Raw genomic sequence first — 12,375 nt, 5'->3', positions numbered from 1 at the left:
TCACATGCGTCGCTTCGACGGCGCGAAGCACCTATATCGCCCCTTGCACCGCGCCCGCAAGCCACCGCAACCGGTGAATCACGCCTTTCAACCTTGTCCCCGCCGCAATGATTGCCTAGGTGGCAGCACTGGATGCCGAAATCACGCCCGAACCGGAGCCTTCATGAGCGACGACCTGCCCTTTGAACGCCATTTCGAGCCGCCGATCGGCGTGCCGGAGGAGGTCGCGCCGGGGGTGAGGCGGATCGTGGCGCCGAATTCGTCTCCGTTCACCTTCCGCGGCACCAATACCTACATCGTCGGCACGGGCAACGTCGCGATCATCGACCCGGGACCGGACGACGCGGCCCACCGCGCCGCCATCGAACAGGCGATCGAAGGCGAGACGGTCGCCGCGGTCGTCGTCACGCATACCCATCGCGACCACTCGCCGCTCGCCCCGATCATGGCCACCGCGCACGGCGCGGGGACCTATGCCTTCGGCCCGCATCGATCGGCGCGGCCGCCGCATCCGGGAGAGGACCAGCGGCTCGACGCGTCGAACGACACCGACTTCACGCCCGACGTCTTGCTGCCGGACGGCGGCCGGGTGGCGACGGACGACTGGTCCCTGGTCGCGGTGCACACGCCCGGCCATACCGCCAATCACATCTGTCTTGAGCTGGAAGGCACCGGCACGCTGTTCTCGGGCGACCACGTCATGGCCTGGTCGACCTCGGTGGTCGCCCCCCCCGACGGCAACATGGCCGCCTTCATGACCTCGCTCGACACACTGGCGAACCGCCAGGACCGGCTCTATCTGCCCGGCCACGGCGGCGCGCTGAGGGAACCGCAACGGTTCGTCCGGCTGCTGTCGCTGCACCGGCGCCAGCGGGAGACCGCCATTCTCAAGCGGCTGCGCGATGGCGTCGACACGATCCCGGAGATCGTGGAGCAACTGTACAAGGGGCTCGACCCGCGGCTGATCACCGCCGCAGGCCTTTCGGTGCTCGCCCATATCGAGGATCTGATCGACCGCGACCTTGTTGCCTGCGACGGGGACCCGACCCTGTCCGCCTCCTTCCGGGCGCGGTGACCGGTTTCAGGACGTCGGCTCCGGTTCGACGGGAATCTCCATCCGGGCGGTCAGCCCGGTGAGGAAATCGTAGATGCGTGCCGCGTTCGCGCCGAAATCGTGGCGGCCGAACCGCGACACCGACCGCATGTCGACGCGCGTCTCCTGCGGCCCGAGACGGGTCACCACGATCACCACGTCATCGCGGAAGCCGAATAGGAGCGTCGGCGCCACCGCCTCGATGCGGCCGGCCTCCTGAAGCCCGGGCGGGATGTCGTAGAGGATATCCCAGCCCCGGTCTTCCGCGAGGGTCCGGGCGGCCATATAGACCTCGTTGGCCGAGTAGCCGAGGAACAGCGGCACGATCTCGGGATAGGCCTGCCGCTGGCGAACGGCGACCTCCTTGCCCGGATACTCGGTCGACAAGGCATCGGGCGGGCGCACCCGCGCCGCCTGCCTGAGCTCGGGTGGGTCGAACCAGTCGGTGGTCACGTCGTTGATGGCCGGCAGGTAGACCAGGTGCGCCGTCAGCCACGCCGGCCAGGCAAGCACCAGCACCGCGCAGGCGACCCCGGAAATCGCCTGTCGCGTGCCATGAAATCCGCGCGTCCAGATGACGGTGAAGGCCCCGATCCCGAGTATCAGCGCGCACAGCGCCAGCGCCAGGGCGACGCCGAGCAGCACCATGCCGGCCTGCGTGTCGAGGTCGGCGAAACGGTGCAGCAGCGTCGTCAGGACGGCGACGGGGACGGCGAAGATGCCCAGCCGGCGGCTCCAGCGCGCCTGCCGCGACCAGCGCTCGGGATATCGTGCCGGCAATCGTCCCGCCTATTCCGCCGCGTCGGCCGTGGGCAGGCGATAGTCCTTGAACTGATCGCGCAGCGTGATCTTCTGGATCTTCCCGGTCGCCGTGTGCGGGATCTCGTCGACGAAGGTCACGTCGTCGGGCATCCACCACTTGGCGACCTTGTCCTGCATGAAGGCGAGGATGTCCTCCTTGCTCGGGTTGGTGCCCGGCTTGCGCACGATGATCAGGAGCGGCCGCTCGTCCCACTTGGGGTGCTGGATGCCGATCACCGCGGCCTCGGCGACATCGGGATGGCCAACCGCCAGGTTTTCGAGGTCGATCGAGGAGATCCACTCGCCGCCGGACTTGATGACGTCCTTCGATCGGTCGGTGATGTTCATGTAGCCGTGCCGATCGATCGCGGCGACGTCGCCGGTGTCGAAAAAGCCGTCCTTGTCCAGGATCTCACCGCCCTCGCCCTTGAAGTACGACCGCGAGACGGCGGGACCGCGGACCTTCAGCCGGCCGAAGGTCTTGCCGTCCCAGGGTAGGTCGTTTTCGTTGTCGTCCGTGATCTTCATCTCGACGGTGAACGGCGCGTATCCCTGCGTCACCTGGATATCCAGTTTGGCGTCGCCCTCCAGATCCCTGTATTCCGGTTTCATGGCACAGGTCGAGCCGATCGGGCTCATTTCCGTCATGCCCCACGCGTGCATCACCTCAACACCGTAATTGTTCTGGAACTTCTCGATCATCGAGCGCGGGCAGGCCGATCCACCGATCGCCACGCGGTTGAGGTGGGGGAGCTTCTTGCCGGATTCCTCCAGATACTGCAGCAGCATCAGCCACACCGTCGGCACCGCGGCGGTGAACGTCACCTTCTCGGTGTCGAGCAGCTCGTAGATCGACTGCCCGTCCATCTTCGGTCCCGGCATGACCATGGTGGCGCCGGCCATCGGGACGGAGAAGGCCAGCGACCAGCTGTTGGCATGGAACAGCGGAACGACCGGCATCACGACATCGCCGGTGCCCAGGGACAGAACGTTGGGCACCGTCACCGCCATCGCATGCAGCACGTTGGAGCGATGGGAATAGACCACGCCCTTCGGATGGCCGGTGGTGCCGGAGGTGTAGCACATGCCGCAGGCGGTGTTCTCGTCGAACGTACGCCAGTCGAAATCGCCGTCCTCCGCCCCGATCCACTCCTCATAGGACACCGCGCCCTGGAGGCGCGTCTCGGGCATGTGCGCCGTGTCGGTGAGGATGACGAAGCGCTCGACCGTCTTCAGATGATCCTGCAGTTCCTCGAGCAGCGGCACGAAGGTCAGATCGGTCAGCATGATCCGATCTTCGGCGTGATTCATGATGTAGGCGATCTGCTCGGGAAAAAGGCGCGGATTGACCGTGTGATAGATCGCACCGAGCCCGGTGATGCCATACCAGGCTTCCAGGTGCCGCCATGTGTTCCAGGCGAGCGTGCCGACCCGGTCACCGAGCTTGATCCCGTCGCGCTCGAGGGCCTGTGCGACCTTCCTGGCGCGCACCCTGAGCTCGGCGTAGGTGATCCGGTGGATCGGCCCCTCGACCGACCGCGAGACGACCTCGCGTCCGCCATGCTGTTCGGCGGCATAATCGATGATCTTGTGGCACAGGAGCGGCCAATCCTGCATCAAACCAAGCATCGAAATCCTCCCCTATTCGTTGTTCCCGTTTGTTGACGCTGTTGTAACCCTACGTAGGCCCCGCGCCAATGGCCGTGTGCGCTCCGGTTCGCGAATGACGGGTCGAAATGGTATCGTAAAATGACATTTTCATCACTGACGCTTGATTCGTAAGGACGCATGATGAGCGAAGATCCCGTTGACGGTATCACCGGCGCCCTGACCGGGCGCGACCCGGCAAAGAGCGCCGTCCTGATCTACATCCTGTATCTGGTCGGCATCGTCATACCCATCGTGCCGATCGTCGCGATCGTGCTCGCCTACATGAACCGCAAAGAGATGACCGGCTGGCTGGAAAGCCACAGCACCTATCAGATCCGGACGTTCTGGATCGGAATCCTCTACTTTCTCATCTCGTCCATTCTCGTTTTCATTTTCATCGGCTTCCTGCTCTACATCGCCATCTTAATCTGGCTGGTGGTGCGCTGCGTCAAAGGCCTGCAGGCGGCGCAGCGGCGCGAGCCGATCCCCGATCCGCAGACCTGGATGGTCTGACGGCCAGGAAAACCAGATCAATCACGATTGCCGGGGCCCTCCCCCGGCAATTCGCTTTCCGGCCTACCTTGCCGAAAAATCGCCGTTTTCGGGCTTCTAAACTCGCGGCATGCAAACGAACCACACGCCAGGGGCCCGGGGGGCGGTGGATCGGATATCGGACAGTATTCGGCAGGCGCTATCCGCCGCCGACAGCTCGTCCGACATTCATGACATCATCGAGAGCGCCCGCGCGGCGCTGCTGGACGCGGAGGCCGTCAGCCTCTTCGGCCTCGAGACCCCGCATCCCGATTTCGGATCGGTACACTGGATCGTCGGACAGACGGATCAGTCCGGCAGCGATTTCCTGGTTCTGGCTATCCCGGAGCGCGCGCCCGGATACGACACGCCCGAAGACGGCGGCTGGCCGTTCTTCTCCGCCGGCGCCGCCGACCTCGACGAGGTCTTCCGGCTGCTGCCCCGCGGCTTCGTCGAGGCGCCGCCGACGATGGACGACCGGCAAGCGGAGCTGGTTCCGGCCTGAAGCGGCGGACGGACGTCCCGCCCTCGGCGCCGGGCCCTCGTCCCGGCGCTTTCCGTCAAGAAATCCGAGCTACACCGCAGGCCGCGGATCGATCGGCACGATCGGCGTCGGCCAGAGGATCGATTCGAGTTGCCTGGCCGCGGCCAGAAGACGGTGCTCGCCGCGCGGCGGCGCGATCATCTGCAGGCCGACCGGCAGATCCTCGCGCGTGAAGCCGGCGGGGATCGAGATCGCGGGGCTCATCCACAACGTCGCCGGATAGGCGACCGCCAGCCACTCGATGTAGTTCGAGAACCTATGGCCGTTGCATTCGGCAACATAGGTCTGCTCGATGGGATAGGGCGCGACGATGGTGGCCGGCGACAGCAACAGATCATAGTCGCCGAAGAAGGCCTGGGCCCGGTTGAACAGGGTCAGGCGCTGATCCTGCGCATGCGCGATCTCGCTGGCGGTGAGCTTCAGGCCAGACTCGATATTCCAGATCACGTCCGGCTTCAGCTTGTCGCGATGGGTGGCATAGAGCGCCTTCATCGCCGCGACGTATCCGGCGGCACGCAGGGTGGCGAAGCACGCATTCGCCTCCGAGAGATCCGGGCACGCCTCCTCGACGATCACGCCGGCTTCGGAAAACCGCCTGGCGGCCGCCTCGCAGATCTCGGCCACCTCCGGATCGACCGGCGTAATTCCGAAATCCTTCGTCCAGGCGACCTTCGTGGGCTTCCAGCCGGAGCGCGCCGACCCCAGGAACGAGCGCCCGTCCCAGGGCAGCGAGATCGGATCGCGGGGATCCTCGCCGACCATCGCGTCGAACAACAGCGCCAGATCCTCGACGTTGCGCGCCATCGGCCCCTCGACGCCCATGGTCTGGTCCAGCGGCAGGCCCGGCGTCGCGGCGCAACGGCCGGGCGAAGGGCGCATGCCGACGATGCCGCAGAAGCTCGCCGGATTGCGCAGCGAGCCGCCAAGATCGGAACCGTGCGCCAGCCAGGCGGTGCCGGTGGCGAGCGCCACCGCCGCCCCGCCGGAGGACCCGGCGGCGGAGCGCGACGTGTTCCAGGGATTGAGCGTGCGGCCGAAGACCTCGTTGAAGGTGTTGGCGCCGGCGCCGAATTCGGGCGTGTTCGACTTGGCGTAGATGATGCCGCCTTGGTCCTCCAGGGTCTCCACCAGCACGTCCGACGCCTCGGGCACGGTATCGGCGAAGATCGGCGAGCCGCGCGTCGAACGCACGCCTTCGACGTCGACAAGATCCTTGATCGGCACCGGCATGCCGCCCAGCAGCCCGCGCTCGGCGATCGGCTTGTCCATCAGCGCACGCGCCCGCGCCCGGGCACGATCGAAACAGAGCGTCGGCAAGGCATTGACCGCCGGGTCGACCTCGGCAATCCGCGCCTCGATCGTATCGAGAAGATCGAGCGGGCTCACCTCGCCCGTCCGCAGCAGATCGCGGACCTGAATGGCGGTCTTGGAAATCAGGGAGGCGTCGGCGGTCATATTCGGTTCCGTTTGTCTAAGGCGTTTCCGTATTGTCTGGCATCGCAGTCTCGCCAGCTCGTCTTGCCCAACCCGTTACCATTACGAGACGGGCATCGCCAGCGATCGGGCAAACCACGCGCAACACCGTAGCGCGAACCAGCCCCACGCGCGGCGGCTGCTTTACATTCGCCCCCGGATCGGCTTGTGATGCCGGTGCTGTACCTTTCCGTCTTCCGGCTATTCGGAGTCAGATCAAATGCCGCCGCTTTCCAACCTCGCCGTCCGCGATATCGAGACGGTGCTTCACCCCTATACCAACCTGGACACGCACCGGACGACCGGTCCGATCGTGTTCGAACGCGGCAAGGGCGTTTTTCTCTACGATTCCAACGGCAAGGAATACATCGAAGGCCTCGCCGGCCTGTGGTGCACGTCGCTGGGCTACGGCAACGAGGAACTGGTCGAGGCCGCCGCCGACCAGATGCGCAGGCTCCCGTTCAGCCACATGTTCGCGGGCAAGAGCCATGACCCGGGCATCGCGCTCGCGGAGAAGCTGAAGGAGATCGCGCCCTGCGAGATCTCCAAGGTGTTCTTCGTCTCCTCGGGCTCCGAAGCCAACGACACCCAGGTCAAGCTCGCCTGGTACTTCAACAACGCGCTCGGCCGTCCGAACAAGAAGAAGATCATCTCGCGCCTGCGTGGCTATCACGGCGTCACCGTGGCCTCGGCGAGCCTCACCGGCCTGCCCTACAACCACATCGATTTCGACCTGCCGATCTCCAACATCCTGCACGCCGACTGCCCGCACCCCTATCGCGGCATGGAAGCGGGCGAGACGGAAGAGGACTTCGCCACGCGGATGGCGGACAGCCTCGACGCGCTGATCCAGAGGGAAGGCCCGGATACGGTCGCCGCCTTCATCGCCGAACCGGTGATGGGCGCCGGCGGCGTCATCATCCCGCCGAAGACCTACTACGAGAAGGTCAAGGCGGTGCTCGACAAGTACGATGTGCTGTTCATCGACGACGAGGTGATCTGCGGCTTCGGCCGGCTCGGCACCATGTTCGGCGCCCAGACCATGGGCATGCAGCCGGATACGGTCTCCGTCGCCAAGGCGCTGTCGTCGGCCTATCAGCCGATCGGTGCGGTGATGGTGCCGGAGCGCATGTATCAGGCGATGATCGACGAGAGCAAGAAACTCGGCACCTTCGGCCACGGCTACACCTATTCGGGCCATCCGGTGGCCGCCGCCGTCGCGCTCAAGACGCTGGAGATCTACGAGCGCGAGAACATCGTCGGCAAGGTCAACGCCATTTCGCCGACCTTCCAGTCGCGGCTGAAGGCGCTGGGCGAGCATCCCCTCGTCGGGGAAGCGCGCGGCCTGGGCCTGATCGGCGCGCTCGAGCTGGTCGCCGACAAGGACACCAGGCGCGCCTTCGACGCGAAGGCCGGCGTCGGCGCCAAGGTCGCCGCATTCGCCGAGGCGGAAGGCCTGATCGTGCGCGCGCTCGGCGGCGACATCATCGCGCTGTGCCCGCCGCTGGTCATCTCCGAGGACGAGATCGGCGAGCTGTTCGACCGGCTCGGCCGCGCGCTCGACAAGGCCGAAGCCTTGGTCAGCGCCCAGAACCTGCGCGCCGCCTGAGTTCTGGGGCCTGAGTTCTGGGGCCTGAGTTCTGGGGCCTGAGTTCTGGGGCCTGAGTTCTGGGGCCTGAGTTCTGGGGCCGGCCGGCGCAATTCGCCGGCCGGCCACACATCCGCCCCACCGCGCGTTAATCCTGTGGCGCTTAGGGTCGATTTTCGAACGGCATTTCGTGGTATAGACCCGCCGACCGGGGGCTGGTCGATGGAGGTTTCTGCATGCGGATAACCCGCAGGCAATTGTTGATCGGCGCCGGCACCACCGCCGCCGCCGGCGTCGGACTATCCAGCTACGCTTTTGCCATCGAGCCCGGTTTCCGACTGGTCGTTGCCCGCCATACCGTGCGCAGCCCGGCCTGGCCGGCGCGGCACCCGCCGATGCGGATCGCGATCCTTTCCGACCTGCACGCCTGCGACCCGTGGATGTCGGTGAACCGCATCGAGCAGATCGTGGCGCGCACCATGAAACATGAACCCGATGCGATCGTCATTCTCGGCGACTTCGCGGCGGGTCTGCGCAACTTCCGCACCCGCGCCATCGAGCCGGAGGAATGGGCGATCCCGCTGTCGCGCCTGCGCGCGCCGCTGGGCGTGCACGCGGTGCTCGGCAACCACGACTGGTGGACCGATGTCGATGCCGTGCGCTTCGGCCTGTCGCGCGCCGGCATCCCGCTCTACGAGAACGACGCGATCCGGCTGAAGCACCGTCGGCGCGAGTTCTGGTTCGCCGGTATCGGCGACCAGATCGCCCACCGCACCGACACCGGGTTCCGCGGCGTCGACGACCTGCCCGGCACGCTGGATATGGTCCATGACGACGCGCCGGTCATCCTGCTCGCCCACGAGCCGGATATCTTCGTCAACGTTCCCGACCGGGTGGCGCTGACGCTTGCGGGGCACACCCATGGCGGCCAGATCCGCCTGCCGGGGATCGGCAGCCCCGTCGTGCCGTCGGCCTACGGCCAGCGCTTCGCCTACGGCCATATCGTCGAAGACGACCGGCACATGGTCGTTTCCGGCGGGCTGGGCTGCTCGATCCTGCCCGTGCGCTTCGGCGTGCCGCCGGAGATCACCCTGGTGACGCTGCGCCCTGCCGCCGAAGCCTGAAATTATTTTTTCGGATGATCCCTGTCCGAACGGCGGATACCGGCACCGTTCGGGCCCTGTGGTTTGCCGCCCCGCCTTCGGCGCGGGACTTCATTCCGGGGGCGCGCGTCAATCCGTCGCGCCCGCAACGCCGCGGTTTATCGGGCGTTAACCTTTTGAGCGCTGCAATTGGCGGATTGAGTGTGGTTTCTGCGTCATCTGCGTCGGGACTCCGTCGTCGAACTGTCGTGATCCCGCAACAGATGTCGCAAACTCGGCATTTCGGTCCGAATATCGGATTGCGATCGCCGCAGATACGCCACAGTCTCTCACGATATGCCGCGCTCATGGATACAGCGGTGCATAGAGAGTGATCATGATGCCCAGGAATTCATCAGAAGACCCGGTCGAAGGACAATCGAAACCGCACGAGGAATCGAGCTGGTGCGGTATCGGCATCAACGCGGTCGCCGCCGCGCAGATGTGCAAGCCCCACGATCACGACCGCCGCGAACGTGAAACGGAGCCTTGCTGCTTCCCGTTCGTGGAGACCGAGTTCGCGACCGACTGAGGTCGCCGTAGTATGCGTTTGCGTTTCGGGCGCCCCGGTGGCGGGACGCCCGCGTAGGCGATGGTCAGTCGCGGAAGGCCGCGAACGAGACCGCGCCGCGCTGGCCGCCGGCCAGGCCGGCGGAGACGCGCTGCCCCGATATCGACACCGTCCCGACGACCGGCGCCGGCATCGCCGCCCGGCCGATGATCCGCGCGCGTCCACCCGAAAGCCCGACGGCCACCAGCGCCGTGCGGCGCGCATCCGGCAGGACCAGATCGGCGACGCCGTCGCCATCGACGTCGCCGACCGCGGCAAGGCCCAGGGTGCGCGACCCGATGACGTGGTTGGAAAAGCCGTCCAGGGCGGCGAGACGGGACAGGCCGCCGCCCCGCAGCCGCCAGAATTCGAGCCGCCCCCCGATATGCGGCGTCCGGACGATGGCGACCTCGAGCCGGCCGTCGCCGGTGAAATCGGCGATCGCCGCCGGATTGAGCCAGCGCCCCGGACGGCCGATCGGCGCCGTCTCGGCGATGTGCACGAACGCGCCCCCGCGCATCCCGAACACCGCCAGCGCCGAGCCGCGGGCGAGATAGCTGCGCACCGCGATCACCTCGGCACCGCCATCGCCGTCGAGATCGGCGAGCCGCGGCGTGATGTCCTCGAAGACGGAGCCCTCGGACAGCATGAGGACATGCCGCCTGCCCGCCGCGTCGCGCACCGCAAGGCCGCCGGCCTCGATCGCATCGCCGAGCACGCCGTGCGAATAGCGGTCCGTCGGCGCCACGTAACGGGCCTCCACGACCCCGGAACCGGTGGCCCGCGCGGTGCCGCCGTCGGGCAGGGGCAGGCGCGCCTGGGCATGGGCCGCCTGGGCATAGACTGTCGCGGCGCCCGCCAGGAGCACCACCAGGGCCGCGGCGGGGGCCAGACGGCGCGTCACGCCGCCCTTCCCAGGATCAAAAGCGCGGCGCCGGCGAAGGCGCAGAGGCCACCGAGCAACCGGTCGGTCTGACAGGCCCACGCTCCGCCCCGCAGGGAGGCCCACAGCGTGAGAAGCATCGGGGCCGCAAGCGCGAGGAGCAGAAGAGAAAAGGTCCCGGACGGCCAACCGGACGTAAAGAGCGACGGCCCGAATGCCAGCCCGAGGACGAAGGCGCTTGCGGCGATGAGGAGTTGGTTCAGCAGGCCGCCGGGCCGCGCACCGGAATAAACGATCACGCCGAGACCGAGCGCAGCGGCCGAGGCGCCCCACCATGGCAGGAAGATCGCCCGGAACGAGGCCACTATGGCGATAACGAGCGGCGCCGGCAGGGTGACCAAAAGCCACCGCGACGCCCGCGGCTTGCCCGCCAGAGCGCCGAGAGCGACAGCCAAGGCGATGACATCGATCGGCAACAGCAACGGCAGCCCTCCTTTTCGGGCCGCTTCCGCGGCTCAGGGCTTTCTGACGGAAAACCGGTGCCGCACGCCAGTCAACGCTTCGTGTAATGCGATTGATCGTGCCTCACACGTGCTGGCCGCCATTGATGTGGATCTCGGCGCCATTCACGTAGGACGAGGTTTCGGTACACAGGACATAGATGATCTTCGCGACCTCCTCGGGCGTGCCGAGACGGCGCATCGGAATCTGCTCGACGATCTTCTCGGTGCCGGGCGAGAGGATCGACGTATCGATCTCGCCGGGCGCGATCGCGTTGACGCGCACGCCGAGCGGACCGAAATCGTTCGCCATCTCGCGCGTCAACGCGGCGAGCGCCGCCTTCGATGTCGAATAGGCGGACCCGGCGAAGGGGTGGACGCGGCTTCCGGCGATGGAGGTCACGTTGAGGACCGCCCCCCGCGCCGCGGTGAGTTCGTCCAGAAGGCCGCGCGCCAGCATGATCGGGGCGAAGAAGTTGACGTTGAAGACCGTCTTCCAGTCGTCGGCGTCGGTGTCGAGCGTGCCCATGCGGCCGCCGCCCGTCCGCTTCGGCGATATGGCCGCGTTGTTGACGAGCGCGTTCAGGCGCGAGCCGTCGGCCTTCAGACGCTCCTTCATCTCGGCGATCGCCTCGCCGGTGTTGTACTGGTCGGCGAGATCAACCTGAATGTGATCCTCGGGTCCGGCCTCCCACGGGCAATCCTCAGGGAAGGGATGGCGCGAACAGGTGATCACCCGCCAGCCGGCGGACGAGAAACGCTTGACCGTCGCGTGGCCGATACCGCGGCTCGCTCCGGTCAGAATCAGCGCCTTGCGCGGTTCGTTGGATAGTGTCATGTCGGTTTCCTTTGGCCCCTTCGCCTACGGATAGAGGCGTTCAACGGACCACGGCCCCTCGGGCGCGGGCCGGCGGTAGACGTGCCGGTCGTGCAGGCGGAACGCGCCGTCACGCCAGAACTCGATCTCGACGGGGCGAATGCGGAAGCCGGACCAGTGGGCCGGACGCGGGATCTCGCCAACGCCGAATTTCGCGGTATAGCGGGCCACCGCCTTCTCCAGCGCCAGCCGGCTTTCCAGCGGACGCGACTGCTGCGACGCCCAGGCACCGATGCGGCTGCCGCGCGGGCGCGAGGTGAAATAGGCGTCGGCCTCCTCGTCGGAAACCGGCTCGACCGGGCCGCGCACGCGCACCTGGCGGCGCAGGCTCTTCCAGTGAAACCCCATCGCCGCCTTGCCGGCCGACAGGATCTCGCGCCCCTTGGAGCTTTCGAAATTAGTGAAAAACACGAACCCGGTCTCGTCATAGCCGCGCATCAGCACCATGCGCACGTTGGGCAGGCCATTCTCGTCGACGGTCGCCAGCGCCACGGCGGTCGGATCGTTGGGCTCGCTCTTCTCGGCGTCCGCCAGCCATTCCCCGAAGCGCTCGAAAGGCTCCCCGACATCGGCAGCGTTACCGGAATTTAACCCTTCCACGGTCGAATCCATAACCAAGTTCGCACTCCCGCCGGCTGTTGCCGGCTGCAAAATGGCGTTTCGGCATCAATGCCTCGTAAATCGATATATCGGACGAACTCCCGCTTGACGAGAACAAGCAGGTCCTGCCGCCCCCGAAAAAC

13 protein-coding genes are annotated in these 12,375 nt (G+C 66.6%); 6 read left to right on the top strand and 7 right to left on the bottom strand.

Annotated features, from left to right (window positions below):
* Nucleotides 1-163 precede the first annotated feature (163 nt).
* Nucleotides 164-1,075 carry an MBL fold metallo-hydrolase gene (locus tag ACSF9G_RS15715; protein ID WP_436643036.1) on the top strand — a complete coding sequence of 304 codons (912 nt, stop codon included), beginning with the start codon at nt 164-166 and terminating at the stop codon, nt 1,073-1,075.
* 6 nt (nt 1,076-1,081) lie between these two features.
* Here ACSF9G_RS15715 and ACSF9G_RS15710 read toward each other — a convergent pair whose 3' ends face one another.
* A complete protein-coding gene (locus tag ACSF9G_RS15710; RefSeq protein WP_436643035.1) occupies nt 1,082-1,873 on the bottom strand; it encodes a DUF1499 domain-containing protein in 792 nt (263 codons plus the stop codon).
* A gap of 9 nt (nt 1,874-1,882) precedes the next feature.
* A complete protein-coding gene (locus ACSF9G_RS15705) occupies nt 1,883-3,523 on the bottom strand; it encodes a 3-(methylthio)propionyl-CoA ligase (protein WP_436643034.1) in 1,641 nt (546 codons plus the stop codon).
* A 162-nt stretch (nt 3,524-3,685) separates the two neighbouring features.
* Between ACSF9G_RS15705 and ACSF9G_RS15700 the strand changes: the two genes are divergently transcribed.
* Together ACSF9G_RS15700 and ACSF9G_RS15695 are read left to right on the top strand one after the other, a co-directional pair.
* The gene (locus ACSF9G_RS15700) at nt 3,686-4,057 is read left to right on the top strand and encodes a DUF4870 family protein (protein WP_436643033.1); all 372 of its coding nucleotides are present in this window, start codon (nt 3,686-3,688) and stop codon (nt 4,055-4,057) included.
* Between the two features lie 145 nt (nt 4,058-4,202).
* The gene (locus tag ACSF9G_RS15695) at nt 4,203-4,580 is read left to right on the top strand and encodes a hypothetical protein (protein ID WP_436643032.1); all 378 of its coding nucleotides are present in this window, start codon (nt 4,203-4,205) and stop codon (nt 4,578-4,580) included.
* A 69-nt stretch (nt 4,581-4,649) separates the two neighbouring features.
* Here ACSF9G_RS15695 and ACSF9G_RS15690 read toward each other — a convergent pair whose 3' ends face one another.
* The gene (locus ACSF9G_RS15690; RefSeq protein WP_436643031.1) at nt 4,650-6,074 is read right to left on the bottom strand and encodes an amidase; all 1,425 of its coding nucleotides are present in this window, start codon (nt 6,072-6,074) and stop codon (nt 4,650-4,652) included.
* A gap of 238 nt (nt 6,075-6,312) precedes the next feature.
* Here ACSF9G_RS15690 and ACSF9G_RS15685 point away from each other — a divergent pair, with 238 nt between their 5' ends.
* From ACSF9G_RS15685 to ACSF9G_RS15675, 3 genes are all read left to right on the top strand, one after another.
* Nucleotides 6,313-7,701: an aspartate aminotransferase family protein gene (locus ACSF9G_RS15685; protein WP_436643030.1), complete on the top strand. Its 1,389-nt coding sequence runs from the start codon at nt 6,313-6,315 to the stop codon at nt 7,699-7,701.
* 215 nt (nt 7,702-7,916) lie between these two features.
* Nucleotides 7,917-8,804, top strand: a complete 888-nt coding sequence (locus ACSF9G_RS15680; protein ID WP_436643029.1) for a metallophosphoesterase — start codon at nt 7,917-7,919, stop codon at nt 8,802-8,804.
* A gap of 355 nt (nt 8,805-9,159) precedes the next feature.
* Nucleotides 9,160-9,354 carry a hypothetical protein gene (locus ACSF9G_RS15675; protein ID WP_436643027.1) on the top strand — a complete coding sequence of 65 codons (195 nt, stop codon included), beginning with the start codon at nt 9,160-9,162 and terminating at the stop codon, nt 9,352-9,354.
* Nucleotides 9,355-9,418: 64 nt separating this feature from the next.
* Here ACSF9G_RS15675 and ACSF9G_RS15670 read toward each other — a convergent pair whose 3' ends face one another.
* The 4 genes from ACSF9G_RS15670 to pdxH all read right to left on the bottom strand — a co-directional run bounded on the left by ACSF9G_RS15670 (nt 9,419) and on the right by pdxH (nt 12,244).
* The gene (locus ACSF9G_RS15670; protein WP_436643026.1) at nt 9,419-10,276 is read right to left on the bottom strand and encodes an FG-GAP repeat domain-containing protein; all 858 of its coding nucleotides are present in this window, start codon (nt 10,274-10,276) and stop codon (nt 9,419-9,421) included.
* Complete coding sequence (locus ACSF9G_RS15665) at nt 10,273-10,737, bottom strand: hypothetical protein (protein ID WP_436643025.1); 465 nt, start codon at nt 10,735-10,737, stop codon at nt 10,273-10,275. Before ACSF9G_RS15665 ends, ACSF9G_RS15670 begins: the two co-directional genes overlap by 4 nt.
* Nucleotides 10,738-10,840: 103 nt before the next feature.
* Entirely contained in the window at nt 10,841-11,593 is a 753-nt protein-coding gene (locus tag ACSF9G_RS15660; RefSeq protein WP_436643024.1) for an SDR family NAD(P)-dependent oxidoreductase, read from the bottom strand.
* 24 nt (nt 11,594-11,617) lie between these two features.
* Nucleotides 11,618-12,244 carry a pyridoxamine 5'-phosphate oxidase gene (gene pdxH / locus ACSF9G_RS15655; RefSeq protein WP_436643023.1) on the bottom strand — a complete coding sequence of 209 codons (627 nt, stop codon included), beginning with the start codon at nt 12,242-12,244 and terminating at the stop codon, nt 11,618-11,620.
* Between the last annotated feature and the right edge of the window lie 131 nt (nt 12,245-12,375).

Source organism: Microbaculum mangrovi, from assembly GCF_051390635.1.
In the GTDB taxonomy this organism is placed as follows: Bacteria; Pseudomonadota; Alphaproteobacteria; order Rhizobiales; family Tepidamorphaceae; genus Microbaculum.
This window is presented reverse-complemented; position numbering and strand designations above follow the sequence as displayed.

What these genes read in the sequence shown, in the direction of transcription:
- ACSF9G_RS15715 (WP_436643036.1), top strand. Translation starts at nt 164, where the DNA reads ATGAGCGACGACCTGCCCTTTGAACGCCATTTCGAGCCGCCGATCGGC.
- ACSF9G_RS15705 (WP_436643034.1), bottom strand. Translation starts at nt 3,523, where the DNA reads ATGCTTGGTTTGATGCAGGATTGGCCGCTCCTGTGCCACAAGATCATC.
- ACSF9G_RS15700 (WP_436643033.1), top strand. Translation starts at nt 3,686, where the DNA reads ATGAGCGAAGATCCCGTTGACGGTATCACCGGCGCCCTGACCGGGCGC.
- ACSF9G_RS15690 (WP_436643031.1), bottom strand. Translation starts at nt 6,074, where the DNA reads ATGACCGCCGACGCCTCCCTGATTTCCAAGACCGCCATTCAGGTCCGC.
- ACSF9G_RS15685 (WP_436643030.1), top strand. Translation starts at nt 6,313, where the DNA reads ATGCCGCCGCTTTCCAACCTCGCCGTCCGCGATATCGAGACGGTGCTT.
- ACSF9G_RS15680 (WP_436643029.1), top strand. Translation starts at nt 7,917, where the DNA reads ATGCGGATAACCCGCAGGCAATTGTTGATCGGCGCCGGCACCACCGCC.
- ACSF9G_RS15675 (WP_436643027.1), top strand. Translation starts at nt 9,160, where the DNA reads ATGATGCCCAGGAATTCATCAGAAGACCCGGTCGAAGGACAATCGAAA.
- ACSF9G_RS15660 (WP_436643024.1), bottom strand. Translation starts at nt 11,593, where the DNA reads ATGACACTATCCAACGAACCGCGCAAGGCGCTGATTCTGACCGGAGCG.
- pdxH (WP_436643023.1), bottom strand. Translation starts at nt 12,244, where the DNA reads ATGGATTCGACCGTGGAAGGGTTAAATTCCGGTAACGCTGCCGATGTC.